This is a genomic window from Micromonospora sp. NPDC023633 (assembly GCF_040640035.1).
Taxonomy (GTDB): Bacteria; Actinomycetota; Actinomycetes; order Mycobacteriales; family Micromonosporaceae; genus Micromonospora.
Genome location: NZ_JBFABB010000128.1, coordinates 1 through 18,654, shown reverse-complemented (window position 1 = coordinate 18,654; position 18,654 = coordinate 1). Strand labels below are relative to the sequence as shown.

The following is an 18,654-nucleotide window of genomic DNA, read 5'->3' as shown; positions in this document are numbered from 1 at the left end:
GGCGCCGACCGGGCGGCCCGCCGTCGCCACGGTCGGCTCGCCGCTCGCCGGGGCGTGGCCGTGGAAGCCCGGTGTCGTGCTCCGCTCGCCCGGCGGACGCAGGCCGGTGGCGGCCCCGTGGCAGCCCGGATGGGCCGAGCCGGACGTCTGCCACTCCGGTATGGGCACCACCCCGTACGTCCACACCGGTGGCGCGGGGTCGCCGGGCAGCCCGGGCCGCTCGGGCCATGCGCCGTCGGTCGCGGCGGCGCGGGCCGGCGGGTACGACCGCCGGGGCGCGGCCTCGAACGGGCCGGACCGCCCGTCGTCCAGGTCCGCCGGTCGGGAGTGGACATCGCCGCGCACCCCGACCACCGGCGGTACGGGCGTCAGCCGGGGCGGAGCCACTTCGGGCCGGAACTCCCGCCGGTACGCCTCGGCCGCCTCGACGGCCAGCCGGAGGTACCACGCCCGCCCCCGCGGCCCGGCGTTGTCGTAGGTGCAGCTGATCAGCGCCTGGCTGACCAGGGAGAGCAGGTACTGCGCCCGCCAGCTCGCGCCGGCCCAGCGACTTTCCGACACGTAGGTCGTGCCGACCGCGTAGCAGGACCTGATCACCTTGGTCAGCAGTAGGGGTAGCCGCTCGGAGGCCTCCTCCGCCGGGTCGATGAGCAGTGCCCGCAGCGCGTCGGCCCGTACGTCGCCGAGACCCTCCGCCACCTCGGGCAGGACGGCGTCCAGCAGCAGGATCACCAGGTCGCGGGTGAGCGGCGCGTCCTCGGCGAAGCGGGCGACGTCCACCAGGCAGAACTCGTCGACCCGGACCACGCCCTGGCGGGAGGCGGGATAGAGGACGTTGTCGCGGTGCGGGTCGCCGTGCGACGCCCCGCACCGCTGGTCCAGTTCGTCGTCCCCGAAGGGGGAGCCCGCCTCGGCGAGGCGCAGCGGGTTGGGCAGCGCGGCGTCGCGCCCCGGCACCCGGAACCAGTCCGCGTCCGGGTCGGTCAGGCCGAGCGCCCCGGTCGACTCCAGGATCTCCTGCCACGCGCCGGCGTCGGTCAGCTCCCGTCGCACGAACCGGCTGACGGTGGTCCGGCTCGTCCGCTGCTCCCGGCGGCACCAGCCGAGGAGGCGGTCGACGAGGGTCGGGTAGGCCTCGGTGAGCTGGGCGTCCGGCACGTCGGCGAGGGAGACCACCCGCTCCGCGCCGTGGGCCACGTCCTGGAACATCAGGAATCGGCCGTCACCGACCGGATGGCGGGGGTACGGCTGCCGGACGAGGTGGCGGTCCGCGAACTCCGGGTCGGCGCGCAGCGCCGCCCGGTGCCGGACCGTCTCCTCTCCGGAGCGCCGGTCCGGCAGCACCTTGACGTAGAGCTCCTCCGCGTCGCGGCCGTCGGTTCCACCGATGATGACGCGCACGAGGTGGGCGCCGCTGCGTCCGCGATGCCGCTTGGCGTGCAGGGACCTCCGCCACGTGGCGCCCCGGCCGTGCGCCCACTCGTGCAGGGCCGCCTCGGCTGTCGTATCCAGCGCGTAGTTTCCGGGGTCGTCGAGACCGTCGCCCATGTCCGTCGTTGGACCTTTCACGAGGAGTGAAAGAAGGGGGCGGACGAGCGGGGGTGGTCGTCCGTCGGGGCCGGCGCCGGTGAGGCGCGCAAGGAAAGGTACCCCAGCTTTCCGGGCGAACGTGTCACATGTTCGCGGTTGGGATCGTACCTACCCATAGGTAACCAGATGATCACATCAGGGCCTCAATCGCGCACGCTCGGTGACATCGAGGAGTGTTCATCGGCTGACCGGCGGGTCGGCGGGCTGATTCCCAGCTCAGGCCCCCGATGAGGATCGAGGCGGCACCCCCTTCGCGGCCGGCGCGGGCCGCGGCACGCGCGCCCGGCGACGGGCCGGCCCGGGATGCGGGGCCGGGGTGGACCCTCGGCGCGACGGGCGGAGGGAGTCCCCGTCGGCGTGTCGGGGAGGCCCGGCCGCACCGGCCGCGCTTTCCGCTCCACCCGGGGGCCGGACGGATCAGTCGACTACCCGACGTAGTCGGTTTGGAGATAATGCCTGGTCGGGCGACTACTTAGCGTGAGCGCGTCAACCGCAACGCCTCGTACCGGTCGAACCCGACAGCTGCGGGAGGTCATCGCCGAGGCGACAGACAGGAGAGTCACATGTCAGCTCAGGCAGCAGCCCGCCGGCGTCGACCCCGCGCCCTCACCCTCGTCCTCGGCGTCGCCGTGGCGGCCGTGGTGGTCGTCCCCGCCGCTCCCGCGTCGGCCGCCGTCCCCGGCCTCGTCCGGATCGCCGTGACGAGCGCCAGCAACTCGACCGACTTCCGCAGCGTCACGGCGACCTGCCCGGTGGGCAAGGTGCTGACCGGGACCGGTTACGAGCTCAACGGGGCGACCGGCGAGGCGGTGGTCGACGACCTGCGCCCCAACGGCGGCCCGGCCGCCGCGCCGACCGCCGTGACCGTCGGGGCGTACGAGGCCGAGGCGTTCGCCGGAAACTGGTCCGTCACCGCGTTCGCGATCTGCGCCAACCCGGTCGCGGGCCTGGTGCGGGTCTCGGCGTCCAGCGCCAGCAACTCGGACGACTTCCGCAGTGTCACGGCGACCTGCCCGGTGGGCAAGGTGCTGACCGGGACGGGGCACGAACTCAACGGGATCATGGGCGAGGGCGTGGTCGACGACTTCCGGCCGAACGGTGGCGTGGCCGCCGCGCCGACCTCGGTCTTCGTGGGCGCGTACGAGGCCGACGCCTTCGCCGGCAACTGGTCCGCGACGGCGTACGCGATCTGCGCGAACCCCCTCACCGGCCTGGTCCGCACCTCCGCGGTGAGCCCCAGTGACTCGAACGACTTCCACAGCGTCACGGCGGCCTGCCCGCTCGGGAAGGTGCTGACCGGAGCGGGCTACGAGCTCAACGGGATCATGGGCGAGGGCGTGGTCGACGACTTCCGGCCCAACGGTGGCCCGGCCGCCGCCCCGGCCGCCGTCACCTCCGGCGCGTACGAGGAGGACGTGTTCACCGGCAACTGGACCAATACCGCGTACGCCATCTGCGCGACGGCGTAGTCACCGCCGCCGGCCGGTGGCGCCGTCCGACCGGGACGGTGCCACCGGCCGGCCGTGCGCGTTGGCGCGGGTCGCGGCCGCGCGCTCGCGCCGGTCGCGGTCGCCGGGCGTCAGGCGAACGTGTCGCCGAACTCGCGCACCCCGTCGACGTCGAGGGTGATCCGGCTGTTGTCGGTCCACTGGCCGGTGGCGGCGCGCCAGCTGGGGTCGTCGCGCTCGTCGATGTCGGTCCAGCCGTGCCGGTGGTGGCGCAGCTGGATCGGCCCGGACGACGCGCCCGGGGCGAGGATGCCGTCGGTGAAGGTCAGCTCCAGCCAGCCGGGAACCGGCGTGCCCGGCAGCGGGTACCGGGTCGGCGTCGGGGTGGGCGTCGGCGGGCAGGTCTGGGCGGGTGGCTCAGGCGCCGCCCTGGCGGTGGACCCGCCCCTCGCGGGCGACCGTGGACCGGTCGTGGTCGCGTTCCGTGCCCGCCGACCCGGTCGCGGTGCGCAGGTGCCGGGCCTTCGGCGAGTGCTCGACGGGCGAACCCTGGTGACCCCGGGCGCCGCTGCCGGAATGCCGTCGGCCGCGCGCCGACTCGCCGCCGGGATCGTGCTTGTTCTCCTTGTGACTACCCATGCGGGCCGCGTACCCGGTCCGCCGGGGGCTAGTCGTCGCGTGGGGCGGAGCCGGCGGCTCGGCGCGCGGGCCGTCGTTCCAGGAATGGAGGCCCGCCGGCGACGCTCGGCGCGCACGGGCGACGGTCTCACCGGCGGGGCAGCTCGACAGCGCGGCGAAGCGGACATTCGACCGGAGGTCGGCCCTGCCGGGCAGGAAGTCCGCCGCGTAAAGGGCACGCGATGTCCCACCGTTTCGCTACCGTCTGGGCGTCATGGATCCGCGGTACGACGAGGCCGTCATCGGGCGGGAGCATCCCGCGGGTCTGCTGCGCGCCGAGATCGACCGGGTGACCACCAGCCACGGCGGTCTGGTCCTCGTCGCCGGGGAGCCCGGCATCGGCAAGACGACGCTGGTCACGGCGGCGGCCGACGAGGCCCGCCGGCGGGGCGCGCTGGTGCTCGGCGCCGCCTGCTGGGATTCCGACAGCGCGCCCGGCTACTGGCCCTGGGTGCAGGTGCTGCGCGGCCTGCGCCGCGCGACCGACGACTGGGCGCTGGCCCGGGAGTCGGCCGAGCCGGGGCTGGCGGCCCTGCTCGGCGAGGCGACCGGCCGCCCGGCCGGCGACGACCGCGTCGACCAGGAGGAGTTCGCGCTCCACGACGCGGTGACCACCGCGCTGGTCGCGGTCTCCCAGCGCCGACCGGTCGTGGTCGTGCTGGACGACCTGCACTGGGCCGATCCCGCCTCGATGCGGCTGCTGCGCTTCGCCGCCCAGCACACCTGGTTCGAGCGGCTGCTGCTGATCGGCACCTACCGCGACGCTGAGGTCGAGTCACCCGACCACCCGCTGCGCGGGCTGCTGATGCCGCTGGTGGCGAAGGCGACCACGCTCACCCTCACCGGCCTGTCCCGCGACGAGGTGGCCGCGCTGATGACCCGCGCGGCCGGTCGGGCACCCGACGCAGGTCTCCTCGACGAGGTGCACCGGCGCACCGGCGGCAACCCGTTCTTCGTGGAGCAGACCGCCCGGATCTGGCGTGCCGACGGCCGGGTCGGCGCGATCCCGCCGGGCGTACGGGAGGCGGTGCGAGCCCGTCTCGCCCAGCTGCCGGCGGCGGTCGTCGAGGCGCTCACCGCCGCCGCCGTGCTGGGCCGGGAGTTCCACCGCCCGGTCCTCGCCGCCTGCGCGGGCACGCCGGCGGCCCAGGCCGACCGGCTCCTCGACCGGGCGGTGACCGCGCGGCTCGTGGTGTCCCGTGGCGGCGGCCGGTTCGCCTTCGTCCACGACCTCGTGCGGGAGACCCTCTACGACGCGCTGCCCGACGACGACCGGCGCTCCCGGCACGCCGCGGTCGTCCGGGCCGTCGAGAGCGCACCGGCGCTCGCCGAGCTGCTGATCCCCGCCGACCTGGCCCGGCACGCCCATCTCGCCGGCGCCCACCTCGACCCGTCCCGCGCCGCCGAGCTGCTGGTCGCCGCGGCCCGGGACGCGGGCGGCCGGCTGGCCGTGGACGAGTCCGTGGTCCATTTCCGCCGGGCGCTGGAGGTCGCCGCCGACCCCGCCCAACGCGTGAAGATCATGATCGAGCTGGGTCAGCTGCTGCACCACGCGGGCGCGGGCGAGGAGGCCCGGCGGCTGCTCGCCGAGGCCACCACGCTGGCCGTGGCGGTCGACGATCCGGTGGTGCTGGCCCGTGTCGCCCTCGTCGTCCACCGCCGTCACACCGACGGCCCCGGGCGCCTCACCGATCCGGAGGGCGTGCTGCGGGAGGCGTACCGGCGGTTGATCGGCGAGTCCGCGGGCGCCGTCCCGGTCAGCACGCTCGTCACCGACCTGATCGCCGCCACCGAATCTCTGGCCCGGCGCGGGCACGACGACGAGGCGCTCACCTTCAGCCTCTGGGCCCGCCACGACACCACGTGGGGGCTGGGCTCGGCCCGCGACCGGGCCGCGATCACCGCCGAGATCCGGGACGTGGCGCGCCGCGGCGGCGACCGGGAGACCGCGCTCTGGGCGACCGCGTTGCGCTGGGTCGCGCTGCTGGAGCTGGGCGACCCCCGTTACCACGACGAATTCACCACCTTCGTCACCGGCGCCCGCCGGGGCGACGCCCGGCACCGGGCCGCCGCCACCATGGACGACGCCATCATCGCGGCGTTCCGTGGCGACTTCGCCCGGGCCGACGAGCTGGTCGGCGAGCTGACCGGCCTGAGCGAGTGGGACAGCTCCGACTTCGCCTTCATGGGCCACCACCTGCGCTGGTCGCGGCTGCACCTGCAGGGCCGGTCCGACGAGGTCGACGCCCTCCTCGCCGAGCTCTCCTCGACCGACTACCCCTATCCCCAACTCCTGCGGGGCGTCACCGCGGCCGAGCGTGGCGACGTCGAGGCGGCCCTACGGCTGGTCACCGGCATCGAGGCCGCCGGCACGGCGTACCCGGGACCGGTGTCGCCGCTGTGGCTGCGGCTGCGCGCCGGGGTCGCCGCCGCGAGCCGCGACCCCCGGCGCTGCGCCGAGGCCCGGGAGGCGCTGCGACCGCACCGCGGGCAGTGGATGTCCGCCCTGTTCGGCTGCGACCTCAGCGGCCCCGTCGACCACTGGCTGGCCCTCGTCGACGCCGCGCAGGAACGCTGGGACGACGCCGTGGCCGGGTTCTCCGCCGCCCGCGACTCCGCCGACCGGCTGGGCGCCCGCCCGTGGTCGGTCCTGGCCCGCGCCGCGCTGGCCGACGCGCTGACCGGGCGGGACCGCCCCGGCGACGCGGCGGCCGCCGCCGCGCTGCGCGCCACCACCGCCCGCGACGCCACCGACCTCGGCATGCGCCAGGTGACCCGTCGCCCGGCCGGCACGCTACCGACGGAGGCCGAGGTGCCGCCCGTCGCCCCGACCCCCGGTCCGGATCCGGCGTGGGCCGTCACCGTCGGGCCGCCGGCGGTCGTGACCGGACCGCACGCCGCGCAGGCGGTCGCCGCCGGGCCGCATCCGTCCGTCGTGGGGCAGCAGCCGGGGCAGGCGTACGGCTTCCGTCGCGACGGGCCGGTCTGGCAGCTCGCCTACGCCGGCGTGGTGGTGCACCTGCCCGACGCGAAAGGGCTGCGCGACCTGCATGTGCTGCTGAGCCGGTCGGGCGTCGACGTCCCGGCGGTCGAACTGCTCGACCCGGCCGCCGGGCCGGAACTCGTGGCGGCCCGCCGGATGGGCGGCGATCCGGTCCTCGACGACGAGGCGAAGGCCCGCTACCGGCGGCACCTGGAGCGTCTCGACGACGAGATCGACCGGGCCGCCGAGCGCGGCGACGAGCGGAGGATGGCCGACCTCGACGCCGAGCGGGGCGCCCTGCTCGCCGAGCTGCGCGCCGCCGCCGGGCTGGCCGGCCGCAGCCGCCGCCTCGGCGACCAGGCCGAGCGGGCCCGCAAGACGGTGACCGCCCGCATCCGGGACGCGCTGCGCAAGCTCGACCAGCGCCACCCGGGCCTCGCCGCCCACCTGCGCGACACCGTCACCACGGGCGGCACCTGCCGCTACCTCCCGCCCGAGCCACTGCCCTGGCGCCTCTAGCCCCCGGACACCGGTCGATCGCCGGCATCGAGAGCCGGTAAACCCCGCAGCCCTCCGCGGTGTCTTGCTGACTGAGAGAGCGGGAGGGGCCAGATGCGAGACGCGCATGGCGCGGAGTTCGACGACTTCGTCCGTACCCGGTCGGTGGCGCTGTTGCGGGTGGCCTACCTGCTGACCGGCGACCGACACGCGGCCGAGGACCTGCTTCAGGAGGTACTGGAGCAGGTGTACGTGCGCTGGCGCCGGGTGCGCACCTCCCCGGAGGCGTACGCCCGGCGGGCCCTGGTCAACCGGTCGATCAACCGGTGGCGGCGGCGGGTCCGGCGGCCGGAGCAGGCGTTGGGCGACAACGACGGGGTCGCCCGGGACCACGCCGACGACATCGCGCTGCGCCAGGCGGTCGTCGCGGCGCTGCGTACCCTGCCGCCCCGGCAGCGCGCCGCCGTCGTGCTCCGCTACCTGGAGGACCTCTCGGTCGCCGACGTCGCCGGGGCACTGCGCTGCTCCGAGGGCACCGTGAAGAGCCACGCCTCCCGGGGCCTCGCCCACCTCCGGGAGGCGCTGGCCGGGTCAAGTCTCGTCCTGTCCGTCCCGACCGACACCAGGAGTGCGCGATGACCATCGAAGAGAGTGACGTGCGGGGCGTCCTGCGTCGGGTGACCGACGACCTCGTCGGCCCGCCGACTCTGCTCGACGACGTGCGACGGGGTGGGCGTCGCCGGTTGCTGCGACGTCGAGCGGTCCTGGCCGCGCTGTGCGCGGCCGTGGTGGCGGTACCCGTCGGCGGCGCGCTTCACCTCCGGGACGACGGGGCGGCGGTGGAGGTCGCCTCGCCGCTGTTCGACGAACCCACCCGCGGCGACCTGGCCGGCGACGAAGCGTATCTGCGACAGGTTCGCCAGGCGTGGCGGCAGCAGGCGAGGGACGCCGGGTTCGACGGTGACGATCCGCACGTGGTCTGGGCGGGCGATCCGCACGTGGTCTGGGCGGGGAAGACTCCGGCCGGGCCCGCCGCCTACGTCGCGCAACGGGCCGACGTCACCCGCGAGGTGTGGCAGCCGGCCGGCAACCGGACGATCGGCTACGCCGCGTTCGTCGAGCCCACCGCCGCAGGGCCGCGGGTCATGACGCTGGAGACCGTCACCGAAGTCACCGACGGCAATTCGTCGGCCGTGCTGCTCGGGCCGCGCCGCGACGTGCTGGTCGTACGCGACGCCGGACACCCGGTGGAGTTCTCACCGACGCTCCGGTACGCCGCCGACGGCCGGATCGAACGCACCTTCCAGCCGGTGGCCTTCCGGGACGGGGCCGCCGTGCTGTCGGTGCCGCCGCAGCGCGGCAGGGTGACAGTCGCCCTGGTCAGGCAGCCGGTCAGCGCGACGACCGCCGTCCACATCGCCAATGCGACCGACGTCCTCTTCGCCGACCGGAAGGCCAGTCCGCAGCCGCGGTCGGTCACCTACACGTTGCCCGGCGCGGACCGGGTGTGGGGTGACGCCCCCGCCGCGCAGGTCGGCAGGGACTTCTTCGCGACGGACGCGCTGGCCGCCTACGTCGATCACGGCGGCACCCACCGGGCTGGGGGCTCTCCCAGCCTGACCGTCTACGGGGCGGCCCCCGACGGCCGGCAGTTGCTGCTGAAGACCATCCAGCACGACGACGACCCCGCCCGCGCGATCGCACTGCTCGCCCACGGCGGCGCGCCCTTCCAGCCGGTGGCCAGCGGGTTCGTCGACTGGACCGCACCGCTGCCGGTGCGGCTGCGGCTGCCGGACGGGCAGGGCGTCCTCGTCGTCGCCGAGGGCGCGGCGCTGAGCTACCGGGTCGGCGCCGGGCGGTGGCACGACGCCGGGCGTGGCGCGGCGCTGCTGCCCGCCGACGCCACCGAGGTGCGCGTCACCGCCGCCGGCGGCACGGTGACCACCGTCCGGGTCGACTCCTAGCCGCCCACGGAACGACGACGGGCACCACCACCTCCGTGGCGGTGCCCGTCGTCGGCAGGATCAGCGGCGGTTGTAGCGGTACATGGTCAGGGTGCCGAAGACCACCACGAAGCCGGCGCTCCACAGCAGCGTCCACATCGTGGCCGACGGGTCCGACGTCCCCGCCATCACCGCGCGCACCGAGGCCACCAGCTGCGTGATCGGGTTGACCTTGACGAACGCCTGGAGCCAGCCGGGCATCGTGGCGGGCTCGACGAAGACGTTGCTGAGGAAGGTCAGCGGGAACAGCACCATCATGCTCACGCCCATGACGGACTTCTCGCTGCGCAGGACGAGGCCGAAGAGCGTCCAGACCCAGGAGAACGCGAACGAGAAGACCACCAGCAGGCCGATCCCGGCCAGCACGCCGGGCAGCCCGCCGTCGGGCCGGAACCCCAGCACCAGCCCGACGCCGAGGATGACCACGGCCGCCAGCACGTACCGCAGCACGTCGCCGAAGATCATGCCGACCAGCGGGGCCGGTCGCCAGACCGACAGCGTCCGGAACCGGTCGAAGACGCCCTTCTCGATGTCGGTGTTCAACCCGACCCCGGTGTACATGGTGATCATCACGACGCTCGTCACCATGATGCCGGGCAGGAAGAACTGGAGGTAGTCGCGCGGGCTGTCGGCGAGGGCGCCGCCGAACAAGTACGTGAACATCAGCACCATGATGATCGGGAACGCCGTCACGTCGAAGAGCTGCTCCGGCACGTGCTTGATCTTCAGCAGCGCGCGCCAGCCGAACGCGAGCGACGCCGACAGGGCGCTGGGCCTGGGCGGTCGCGCGCCGGGCGCGAGGACGGTGGAGAGCGCCTCCGCCGACGGTACGTAGACGGTCGGGGCGCGCCCGGTCGTGGTGGCGTTGCTCATCGGGCTGCCTCCAGCTGGTCGTCCCGCTCGTCGGCCACGACGGCGGGGTGGTCGGTCAGGGCCAGGAAGACCTCGTCCAGGCTCGGCTGACCGAGGGAGAAGTCGTCGACGACGATGCCGGCGCGGGCCAGGTCCCCGAGCGCGCGGGCGGCCTGCTCGCTGGCGTCGAGGTCGCTGCCGTCCCCGCCGACCCGCGCGGTCAGCGCGACCGGATCGGGTTCGAGCTGCACCGGCACGCCGAGCGCCGCGTGGAGCAGCTTCTCCGCGTCCGGCCGCTGCCCCGGGTCGCGCAGTCGCAGGTGGACGGTGCCGGAGCCGACCGAGGACTTCAGCTCGCCCGGGGTGCCCTCCGCGATCACCCGGCCGTGGTCCACCACCGCGATGCGGCCGGCGAGCTGGTCGGCCTCGTCCAGGTACTGCGTGGTCAGCAGCACGGTCGTGCCGTGCGCCACGACGGCCCGGACGATCTCCCACACCTGGTTGCGGCTGCGCGGGTCCAGCCCCGTCGTCGGCTCGTCGAGGAACAGCAGGTCGGGGGTGTTGAGGATGCTCGCCGCGATGTCGATGCGCCGCCGCATGCCGCCCGAGTACTTCTTGACCTGCCGGTCGCCCGCCTCGGTCAGGCCGAACGCGGCGAGCATGCTCTCCGCCCGCTCTCGGGCGGCCGGCTTGCGGTGCCCGAGCAGGCGGGCGAGGAGAATCAGGTTCTCCAGCCCGGTCAGGTCCTCGTCCACGGAGGCGTACTGGCCGGTCAGGCTCATCCGGGCGCGCACCGCGTCGGCCTCGGCGACGACGTCGTGCCCGAAGACGCGGGCCCGTCCGCCGTCGGGGCGCAGCAGCGTCGCCAGCACGCGTACCGCCGTGGTCTTGCCGGCGCCGTTCGGGCCGAGCAGCCCGTAGACGGTGCCGGCGGGGACCTGGAGATCCATGCCGGCGAGCGCCCGGGTGTCCCCGAACGACCGGGTCAGGCCCTCGGCCTCGATGGCCAGGCCGGTGGTGCGTTTCATGCTCCCTACCTTCCTCATGTGTCACACGTTCAGGAGACGTACGGGCGGGCGGCGCGACCGTCGCGCAGCGCCAGGCCCCACCAGCGGAGCTGGTCGAGCAGGACGTCGGCGGCGCGTTCGCACCGGTCGGCCGCCGGGGGCGCCGGCTCGCCGTCGAGCAGGTCGACACCGACGACGTCGCGCATCGTGACCGCGTGCAGCGCGGTGAATACCGTCCGGAGCTGGTCGACCGCGTGCTGGCCGATGGAACCGCACCCGTACGACACGAAGCCGACCGGTTTGGCCTGCCACTCGTCGTACGCGTGGTCGATCGCCTGTTTCAACGAGCCCGGGAAGCTGTGGTTGTACTCGGCGGTGACCACGACGAACGCCTCCGCCCGCGCCACCTGGGCGACGAACGACCGCATCGCGGGAGTCGGCTCCGCCGGACGGCTCCCGGCAAGGTCGTGGTCGACGAGGTCGACGACCGTCACGGCCAGCCCGTCGCGCCGCCGTGCCCGGTCGACGAACCAGCGGCCGATCCGGTCGCCCGTCCGTCCCTCGCGGCCGATGATGACGGCGAGGCGCAGCGGTGTCATGGTTCCCCCTCCCGGCTCCGGTCCCACCCGACAGGCGCGAGACGCCGGCCGGCGGTCCGCGAGATCCGATCTGGCGGCCCCGCGAGGCGCCCCCGCGGGTGGGCGCCGGAGTGTCGGTGGTGGCTGCTTGACTGCGTCCGGGGGAGAGGGGGCCACGATGCCGGGGGAGAGGGCGACACGGTGACCGACGCGCGCATAGAGCCTTGGGGCGAGGGTGACCTCGGCCTGTTGCGGCAGCTCAACGCACCGGAGGTCCGGGCACACACCGGCGGGCCGGAGACCGAGGAGCAGGTGGTCGCTCGGCACGGGCGCTACGTGCGCTTCGGCGACACGGGTCAGGGCTGCATGTACGCCGTGGTGCTGCCCGACGGGGCCCGGGTGGGCAGCGTCGGCTACTGGGAACGCGAGTGGCGCGACCAGCAGGTCTACGAGCTGGGCTGGGCGATCCTGCCCGGATGGCAGGGCCGGGGCCTGGCGACCGCGGCGGTGCGCGCGGCGGTGGCGGTGGCCCGCGCCCGGCGGACGCACCGCTTCGCGCACGCCTATCCGTCGGTCGACAACGCCCCGTCGAACGCGGTCTGCCGCAAGGCGGGCTTCACCCTGCTCGGCGAGACCGAGTTCGAGTTCCCGCCCGGGCACCTGATGCGCTCGAACGACTGGCGGATCGACCTGACCGCGTAGCCCGGCGGGCCCCTGCCAGGCGCGGTGGTCCCGGGCTCAGGCCGACTCGTCGAAGAGCACCGGCCAGGGGCGGGGCGCCGGCGTGGGCGGCGGCGCCGGGGGCTCCGACCCGTCGGCCAGCACCTCCGCCGCGAGCTGCCCGAACATCGGCGCGGCCGGGTGCGCGGCCCGGCGCGGCCACGCCGCCGAGGTGCGCCGGACCAGCGGCGACCCGGCGATCGGCCGCCAGGCGATCCGGGGCTCCCGGCGGGCCGTCGCCGCCGGCTCGACGGCGACCCCGCCGCCCGCCAGCACCAGCCCGAAGAGGAACTCCGGGTTCCGCGCCGGGCGGACCCGTCGGGGCGTGAACCCGTGCCGGCGGCAGACCTTCAGCAGGTGGTCGTGCCAGCCGGGCGCGGTGGCGCGGGGCGCGGTGACCAGGTCCAGGCCGGCCAGCGCAGCCAGCTCGACCTGCCGGCCCCGGGCCAGCGCCGAGGCGCGCGGCAGCAACACCCCCAGCGGTACGTCGACGGCGGCGCCGAGGCGCAGCCCGTCGTCGGTGACGGGGTGGTGCAGCAGGCCGACGTCCAGCCGTCCCTCGCCCAGCATCCGCTCCTGCTCGCCGCTGGTCAGCTCGTGCAGGTCCACGTCGAGCCCGGGGGCGCGCCCGGTCAGCCGGTCGAGCAGCTCGCGCAGGGTCACCGCGGGCGTCTCCGGCGGCACCCCCGCCCGGAGCACCCCCGACACCCCCTCGCGCACCTGCCGCATCAGGTTGCGCAGCCGCCCCTCGCCGGCCAGCAGTTCCTCGGCCTCGCCGAGCAGCAACTGGCCGGCGGTGGTCAGCCGCACCTGCCGCCGGGAGCGGTCGAACAGCTCGACCGCCAGCTCCCGCTCCAGGCGCTGCACCGACTGGCTCAGCGGCGGCTGGGCCATGCCGAGCAGTTCGGCGGCCCGCCCGAAGTGCAGCTCGGTGGCGACCACCACGAAGTGCCGCAGGTGCCGGAGCAGGTCCACGGCCGGACCCTACGCCAGCGCCCCGACGCCGGCCGGGGGCGGCGGCTACCGTGCGCAGGTGGCGACAGAGCGCATCGGCGAGATCTTCGAACGGGTCGGGGTCACCGGCTGCCTGCACGTCGTCGACCTCGACGCGGTCGACGAGGGCCTCGACGGGGCCGGCGACGGAGCGGCGCCCGGGAGGTCCGGCGGCGCGGGGCCCGGGAGGTCCGGCGGCGCGGGGCCCGGGTGGCCCGGCGGCGCGGGGCCGGGGCGGTCCGGTGGTCGGCGGGAGGTGGCGGTGCGGGCGGACGAGCAGGTGGTGATCGCCTCGATCTTCAAGGTGCTGCTGGTGCTGGAGTTCGCCCGGCAGGTCGTCGCCGGGCAGCTCGATCCCCGGGAACGGGTCCTCGTCACCGCCGACGACCGGCTCGGCGGGTGGGGGATCGCCGGCTGCGCCGACGACGCCGAGGTGTCGCTGCGGGACCTGGCCTACTTCGCCATGTCGGTCAGCGACAACACCGCCGCCGACCTGCTGCTGCGCCGGGTCGGGGTGGACGTGCTGCCGATGCTCGCCGCCGAGCTGGGGCTGCCGCGTACCCGGATCGTCGGCGGCCCCCGGCACCTGGTCGAGACGATGCTCGCCGACGTCGGCGCGCGTACCGAGGCGGACTTCGCCCGGATCTTCCCCACCCTGCCGCCCGAGCGGGTCCGCGCGATGCGGATGTTCGACCCCGCGCACACCACGTCGAGCACCGCACGGGAGATCACCCGGCTGCTCGGCCTCGTCTGGCGGGACGAGGCCGGCCCGCCCGAGGCGTGCGCGATGGTCCGGGGCTGGATGGCCCGGCAGCTCTTCTGGACCCGGTTGGCCGCCGGCTTCCCGCCCGGCGTGCGGGTGGCCGGCAAGACCGGCACCCTGCCGGGCCTGCACCTGGAGGCCGGCGTGGCCGAGTACCCCGACGGCGGCCGGTACGCCATCGCCGTCTTCGTCCGCGCCACGCAGCTCGCCACCCGCCGCATCGACGTGGACCTGGCGATGGGCCAGGCCGCCCGGACCGCCGTAGAGGCCCTGCGCGCCGCCTGAGTTTCCGGCTGCCACGCGCCGCCGAACACCCCGCTGAGCTGGTCCGATATGCCGACGGGTATCGACCGTGTCGGGCATGGATCTTGGACCGGGCGGGGGTCGTGCTGATTGGCTCGGCCCGACCGATCAGCACCACGACGGGGAGAGTTCCGCATGCCCAACCTCGACCGCCGCCGCTTCCTGCGCGACGCCGCCGCCAGCACCGCGCTGGTCACCGCCGGCGGGCTCGCCGCCGGCACCGCCCGCACCGGGCCCGCGCACGCCGCGCCGGCGGCCGCCGCGCCGATCTCCGGGCGCCGCGGCCCGGTCAGCTTCCGCTGGTGGGGTACGTCGGCCTGGCGCGTCGACATCGGCGACCGGACCGTCCTGGTCGACCCCTTCCTCAGCCGGATCGACACCGGGCTGTTCAGGGGCGCCTTCAACCAGGCCGCCAAGCTGGAGGTCCGCACCGACGTCGTGGACTCCCTGGTGGACCGGGCCGAGACGGTGCTCGTCACGCACACCCACTGGGACCACTACATGGACGTGCCCCACATCGCCGGCCGCACCGGCGCCCGGGTCGTCGGGACGCTCACCGCCTACCACCTCGGGCTGGCGTACGGGCTGCCGTCGGGTCAGCTCAGCCCGGTGCGGGGCGGGGAGGTGCTGGACTTCGGCGCGTACACCGTGGAGGTGGTCAGCTCCCTGCACAGCCGCAACAGGTCGTACTCGATGGCCTTTCCCGGCGTCCGGGTCAGCCCGCCGACGAAGCCGGAGACCATCGCCGACCTGCCCGAGGGCGACACCCTCGCCTACCAGCTGCGGGTGGCCGACGGCCCGTCGGTGTTCTTCATGGGCGCGAGCGACTTCGCCGAGCGGAACCTGACCGGGCTGGCCCCCGACGTGGCCATGGTGGCGCTGCCGAGCAGCACCGCCACCGCCGACTACGCCGAGCGGCTGCTCGACGCCCTGGACCGGCCGAAGGTGGTGGTGCCGGTGCACTTCGACAACTTCGAGACCGAGCTGCGCAACCCCGTGCCCGTCGCGCCGACGGACCGCGAGCGGCTGGACGGGCTGATCGCGGCGGTGCGGCGGGTGTCCCCGCGCAGCCGGGTGGTCGTGCCCGAGTACCACACCGCGTACCACTTCTGACGGGGACGGTGCGGTCGCGGCCCCGGGCCGCGACCGCACGCCGGTATGGGCCACCCGTTGACGGTCGACTCTACTGGTCATATGGTTCCCGGTTAACGGTCAGGGCCGTAACTGTGGAGGCTTTGGTCGGCTCAGTGTGAACCCAGCCGGAAGGGCGCAAATGTCGGCACATCTCTCGCGGCGGGCACTGCTCGCCGGGCTCGGTGCGGTAACGGCAGCGGCCGTATCTCCTCGGGCGGCCGTCGCCGCCCCCGACGGCGAATTCGGCAAGGCCTTCGACGTCGCCATCACCGACCTCGGCCCGGCCTCCCGGGTGCTCAACTTCGGCAACGGCGTCCGCGTCGGCGACGAGATCTGGTTCGCCACCCGGCAGATCCTGCCCACCCGGGTCGCCGCGTACGACCTGACCCAGCGGCGGATCACCAAGACCGCACTCATTCCCGACGCGCCCGGTCTCTGGGGCATCGACGCGGTCGGCACCGACCTCTTCGTCTCCTCGTACTCTCCCGGTCTGCTGTTCAAGGTGGACACCGTCACCCTGGACGTGACCCGGGTGCTCGACCTGAAGGAGGAGGTCGGCTGGACCGTCAAGGCGTCCCCGGACGGCAGGGTCTTCGTCGGCACCTACCCCTCCGCGAAGGTCTGGGAGTACGACCCGGCGACCGGCCAGGCCACCGACCACGGTCGGATGGACCCCGACGACACCTACGTACGCGACCTGGTCGCCACCGACACCACCGTCTACTGCGGCATCGGATCCCGCGCCGGACTCGTCGCCTACGACCGGGCCACCGGCACCCGCGCGGACATCCTCCCCGCCGAACTGCGCGACCGCACCTTCGGCGCGGTCTGCCACCTCGCCGGCGACCACCTCGTCGTCGGCATCTCGCCCACGGCCGAGATCCTCGTCGTGGACACCCGCGACCACAGCCGCCACCAGATCCTGAGGACCCCGAACGACTCGTTCGTCGTCGGCATCACCAGTCGCGGCGACGAGATCTTCTACACCACCCGCCCGAGCGGATCGCTCTACCGGTTCCGGCTCGGCGACACCGCGCCCACCCTGGTCGGCGTCCCGATCGCGGAGGCGTCGAACGTCCGGATCGGCTTCCTCGACGACGGCCGGCTCTGGAGCGTGCAGACCGCCGGGGGCATCTTCTACGACCTGGACGCCAACACCACCGAGGCGCTGGACATGAGCTCGCCGGACCTCGCCCCCACCCCGGAACGGCCGATGTCGCTCTGCCACGCGGGCGACCGGATCGTGGTCGGCGGCACCCTCGGCGTGCAGGTCGTCTCAACCGAGGCCACCCCGGCCTTCGACACCTTCCGGGTGCCGTTCGGCGGCGAGGCGAAGGACATGGAGGCGTACCGGGGCGAGGTGCACATGGGCGTCTACACGTTGGCCCGCTACCTCACCCTGCCCGTCGACGGGCGGGTCGCCACCGAGGTGGCCCGGGTCGACGCCGACCAGGAACAGACCCGGCCGACGTCGTTGACCGTCGACCGGCGCCGCGGCCTGGTGCTGATGTCCACGGAGCCGGACTACGGCCGCTGGGAGGGCGCGCTCAACATCTACGACGGGCAACGAGTCCGCAGCTGGCGGGGCATCCTGCCGGACCAGACCGTGCAGTCCCTCTGCCCCGACCCGCACGGCGTCTTCCTCGGCGGCAGCATCCGCAACGGCTACGGCACCACCCCGACCACCAGCCGGGCCAGGCTCGGCTACTTCGACTACCGCACCGAGCGTCTGGCCTGGCTCGTCGAGCCCACCTCGGGCGGCGTCATCGTGGACCTGAAGCTGATCGGCCGGGTGCTGGTCGGCGTCACCAGCGAGGGCGAACTCTTCGCGGTGGACCCGCGTACCCGCGAGGTGCTCTGGCGGGTCGACGTCGGCGCGGCCGGCGGCAAGCTGGCCGTCATCGACGACCGGGTCTTCGGCGTCGACGGGACCCGCCTCTGGACGGCGCCGGTGGGCCGCCGCCGGCCGGCGCTGACCGTCCTCGCGGACGGGCTGAACCAGTCCTGGTTCGGCGCCCCGGAGGTGGTCACGGACGGCGTGCGTGCCCTCTTCACCACCCGGGGCACCAGCCTGATCCGGGTCGACCTGAGCTGACCGGACGCCACACGGTCGAGGCGCGCCGCCAGGCAGGGTTCGGCGCGCCCCGACCGTCTGCTCAGCCGGCCAGTTCGGCCGGCCTGCGGCCCACCACCCCGCCGCCGATCCCGGTCGCGACCACTCAGGGAGTCGCCAGCTTCGCGAGGGCGCTCACCGACCGCCAGTTGCGGGTGGTCGCCACCACGCCGAGCTTCTTCTCCAGGTGGTTGTTGGTGAACTTCGACCGGCCGTAGCCGCCGTCGGGATAGTGCAGGTAGACCTCGCGACCGCCGACGGTGAACGCCACGTTCTCCCCGTCGGGCGCGGTCAGGGCGTCCACGGCGGACCGGCCGGGCGCGGTCGTGAGGAAGACCACCAGCAGCCGCGTCGGGTCGTCCTCCCGGTCGGCGTACGGGTTGCCGCCGGCCACCGCCGCCAGCTCCCGGCCGCTGCGCACCAGCACCGGCACCGTCAGCCCCAGATCGTCGGCGATCGCCCGCTCGATGCCCCGCGCCAGCGCGTCGGCGTCGCGCACCGTGCTGCCGAAGACCACGTTCCCGCTCTGCAGGTACGTCTTCACGTCGTCGTGGCCGAGGCCGGTGACCAGCCGGCGCAGGTCGGCCATGGCGACCTTCGCGCCGCCGACGTTGACCCCGCGCAGCAGCGCGACCCACCTGTCCACACGACCTCCTCGACCCGCCGGTACGGAGCCAGCCTAGGCGCGCGGCGACCTCAGCCGGATCTGAGCCGTCGGATGACGCACGCCGTCCGGGTCAGCGCCGGCGGATGGCGGCGGAGGCGAGGCGGAAGCCGATGGTGCGGTCGACGATGCGGTCGACCAGGTCCGCCTTCCGCAGCCCGGCGACGCCGCGCAGTTCCAGGCTCGCGGCGAGCACCCGCAGGTCGCGGGCGGTCCAGCCGGAGAGGTACGCCGTACCGTCGTCGCGGCGGGACATGGTCCCCAGCGCGACCCGGGCCAGGGCCGGGTCCGGCGCGGGCGCCACCACTGCCGCGCGCCCGGCCGCCC

The 18,654-nt window shown here is 74.7% G+C and carries 16 protein-coding genes; 8 read left to right on the top strand and 8 right to left on the bottom strand.

Annotated features, from left to right (window positions below):
- Positions 1 to 1,548 (bottom strand): hypothetical protein (locus AB0G13_RS28740; protein ID WP_357880775.1); only part of this gene is annotated, 1,548 nt, incomplete at its 3' end.
- Positions 1,549 to 2,153: 605 nt separating this feature from the next.
- Between AB0G13_RS28740 and AB0G13_RS28735 the strand changes: the two genes are divergently transcribed.
- Entirely contained in the window at positions 2,154 to 3,059 is a 906-nt protein-coding gene (locus tag AB0G13_RS28735; protein WP_357880772.1) for a hypothetical protein, read from the top strand.
- 396 nt (positions 3,060 to 3,455) lie between these two features.
- Here the strand turns inward: AB0G13_RS28735 and AB0G13_RS28730 are convergent, their stop codons facing one another.
- A complete protein-coding gene (locus AB0G13_RS28730) occupies positions 3,456 to 3,677 on the bottom strand; it encodes a hypothetical protein (RefSeq protein ID WP_357880769.1) in 222 nt (73 codons plus the stop codon).
- A gap of 253 nt (positions 3,678 to 3,930) precedes the next feature.
- Here AB0G13_RS28730 and AB0G13_RS28725 point away from each other — a divergent pair, with 253 nt between their 5' ends.
- The 3 genes from AB0G13_RS28725 (at position 3,931) to AB0G13_RS28715 (ending at position 9,161) form a co-directional block, all read left to right on the top strand.
- Positions 3,931 to 7,218: an AAA family ATPase gene (locus tag AB0G13_RS28725; protein ID WP_357880766.1), complete on the top strand. Its 3,288-nt coding sequence runs from the start codon at positions 3,931 to 3,933 to the stop codon at positions 7,216 to 7,218.
- Between the two features lie 93 nt (positions 7,219 to 7,311).
- The gene (locus AB0G13_RS28720) at positions 7,312 to 7,836 is read left to right on the top strand and encodes a SigE family RNA polymerase sigma factor (protein WP_357880763.1); all 525 of its coding nucleotides are present in this window, start codon (positions 7,312 to 7,314) and stop codon (positions 7,834 to 7,836) included.
- The gene (locus AB0G13_RS28715) at positions 7,833 to 9,161 is read left to right on the top strand and encodes a hypothetical protein (protein ID WP_357880760.1); all 1,329 of its coding nucleotides are present in this window, start codon (positions 7,833 to 7,835) and stop codon (positions 9,159 to 9,161) included. Before AB0G13_RS28720 ends, AB0G13_RS28715 begins: the two co-directional genes overlap by 4 nt.
- 60 nt (positions 9,162 to 9,221) lie before the next feature.
- On the opposite strand, the gene AB0G13_RS28710 is transcribed toward AB0G13_RS28715, so the two are convergent.
- Genes AB0G13_RS28710 through AB0G13_RS28700 form a run of 3 tightly spaced genes read right to left on the bottom strand, consistent with a single transcriptional unit; the run spans position 9,222 to position 11,658 of the window.
- Entirely contained in the window at positions 9,222 to 10,073 is an 852-nt protein-coding gene (locus tag AB0G13_RS28710) for an ABC transporter permease (protein ID WP_357880757.1), read from the bottom strand.
- Positions 10,070 to 11,080: an ATP-binding cassette domain-containing protein gene (locus AB0G13_RS28705; protein WP_357880754.1), complete on the bottom strand. Its 1,011-nt coding sequence runs from the start codon at positions 11,078 to 11,080 to the stop codon at positions 10,070 to 10,072. The genes AB0G13_RS28710 and AB0G13_RS28705 overlap by 4 nt, the downstream gene beginning before the upstream one ends.
- Positions 11,081 to 11,109: 29 nt before the next feature.
- Positions 11,110 to 11,658 (bottom strand): NAD(P)H-dependent oxidoreductase, encoded by a 549-nt coding sequence (locus tag AB0G13_RS28700; RefSeq protein WP_357880751.1) that lies wholly within the window; start codon positions 11,656 to 11,658, stop codon positions 11,110 to 11,112.
- A gap of 180 nt (positions 11,659 to 11,838) precedes the next feature.
- On the opposite strand from AB0G13_RS28700, the gene AB0G13_RS28695 reads away from it, so the two are divergent.
- On the top strand, positions 11,839 to 12,339 hold the full coding sequence (locus tag AB0G13_RS28695) for a GNAT family N-acetyltransferase (RefSeq protein ID WP_357880748.1): 501 nt from the start codon (positions 11,839 to 11,841) through the stop codon (positions 12,337 to 12,339).
- 36 nt (positions 12,340 to 12,375) lie between these two features.
- Here the strand turns inward: AB0G13_RS28695 and AB0G13_RS28690 are convergent, their stop codons facing one another.
- The gene (locus AB0G13_RS28690; protein ID WP_357880745.1) at positions 12,376 to 13,332 is read right to left on the bottom strand and encodes a LysR family transcriptional regulator; all 957 of its coding nucleotides are present in this window, start codon (positions 13,330 to 13,332) and stop codon (positions 12,376 to 12,378) included.
- Between the two features lie 58 nt (positions 13,333 to 13,390).
- On the opposite strand from AB0G13_RS28690, the gene AB0G13_RS28685 reads away from it, so the two are divergent.
- From AB0G13_RS28685 to AB0G13_RS28675, 3 genes are all read left to right on the top strand, one after another.
- Positions 13,391 to 14,398, top strand: a complete 1,008-nt coding sequence (locus tag AB0G13_RS28685) for a serine hydrolase (RefSeq protein WP_357880742.1) — start codon at positions 13,391 to 13,393, stop codon at positions 14,396 to 14,398.
- Between the two features lie 153 nt (positions 14,399 to 14,551).
- Entirely contained in the window at positions 14,552 to 15,529 is a 978-nt protein-coding gene (locus AB0G13_RS28680) for an MBL fold metallo-hydrolase (protein ID WP_357880739.1), read from the top strand.
- 160 nt (positions 15,530 to 15,689) lie between these two features.
- Positions 15,690 to 17,645, top strand: a complete 1,956-nt coding sequence (locus tag AB0G13_RS28675; RefSeq protein ID WP_357880737.1) for a hypothetical protein — start codon at positions 15,690 to 15,692, stop codon at positions 17,643 to 17,645.
- Positions 17,646 to 17,769: 124 nt separating this feature from the next.
- Here the strand turns inward: AB0G13_RS28675 and AB0G13_RS28670 are convergent, their stop codons facing one another.
- The gene (locus tag AB0G13_RS28670; protein ID WP_357880734.1) at positions 17,770 to 18,309 is read right to left on the bottom strand and encodes a DUF1697 domain-containing protein; all 540 of its coding nucleotides are present in this window, start codon (positions 18,307 to 18,309) and stop codon (positions 17,770 to 17,772) included.
- 91 nt (positions 18,310 to 18,400) lie between these two features.
- On the bottom strand, positions 18,401 to 18,654 hold a 254-nt coding region (locus AB0G13_RS28665; protein ID WP_357880731.1), incomplete at its 5' end, for a Rho termination factor N-terminal domain-containing protein.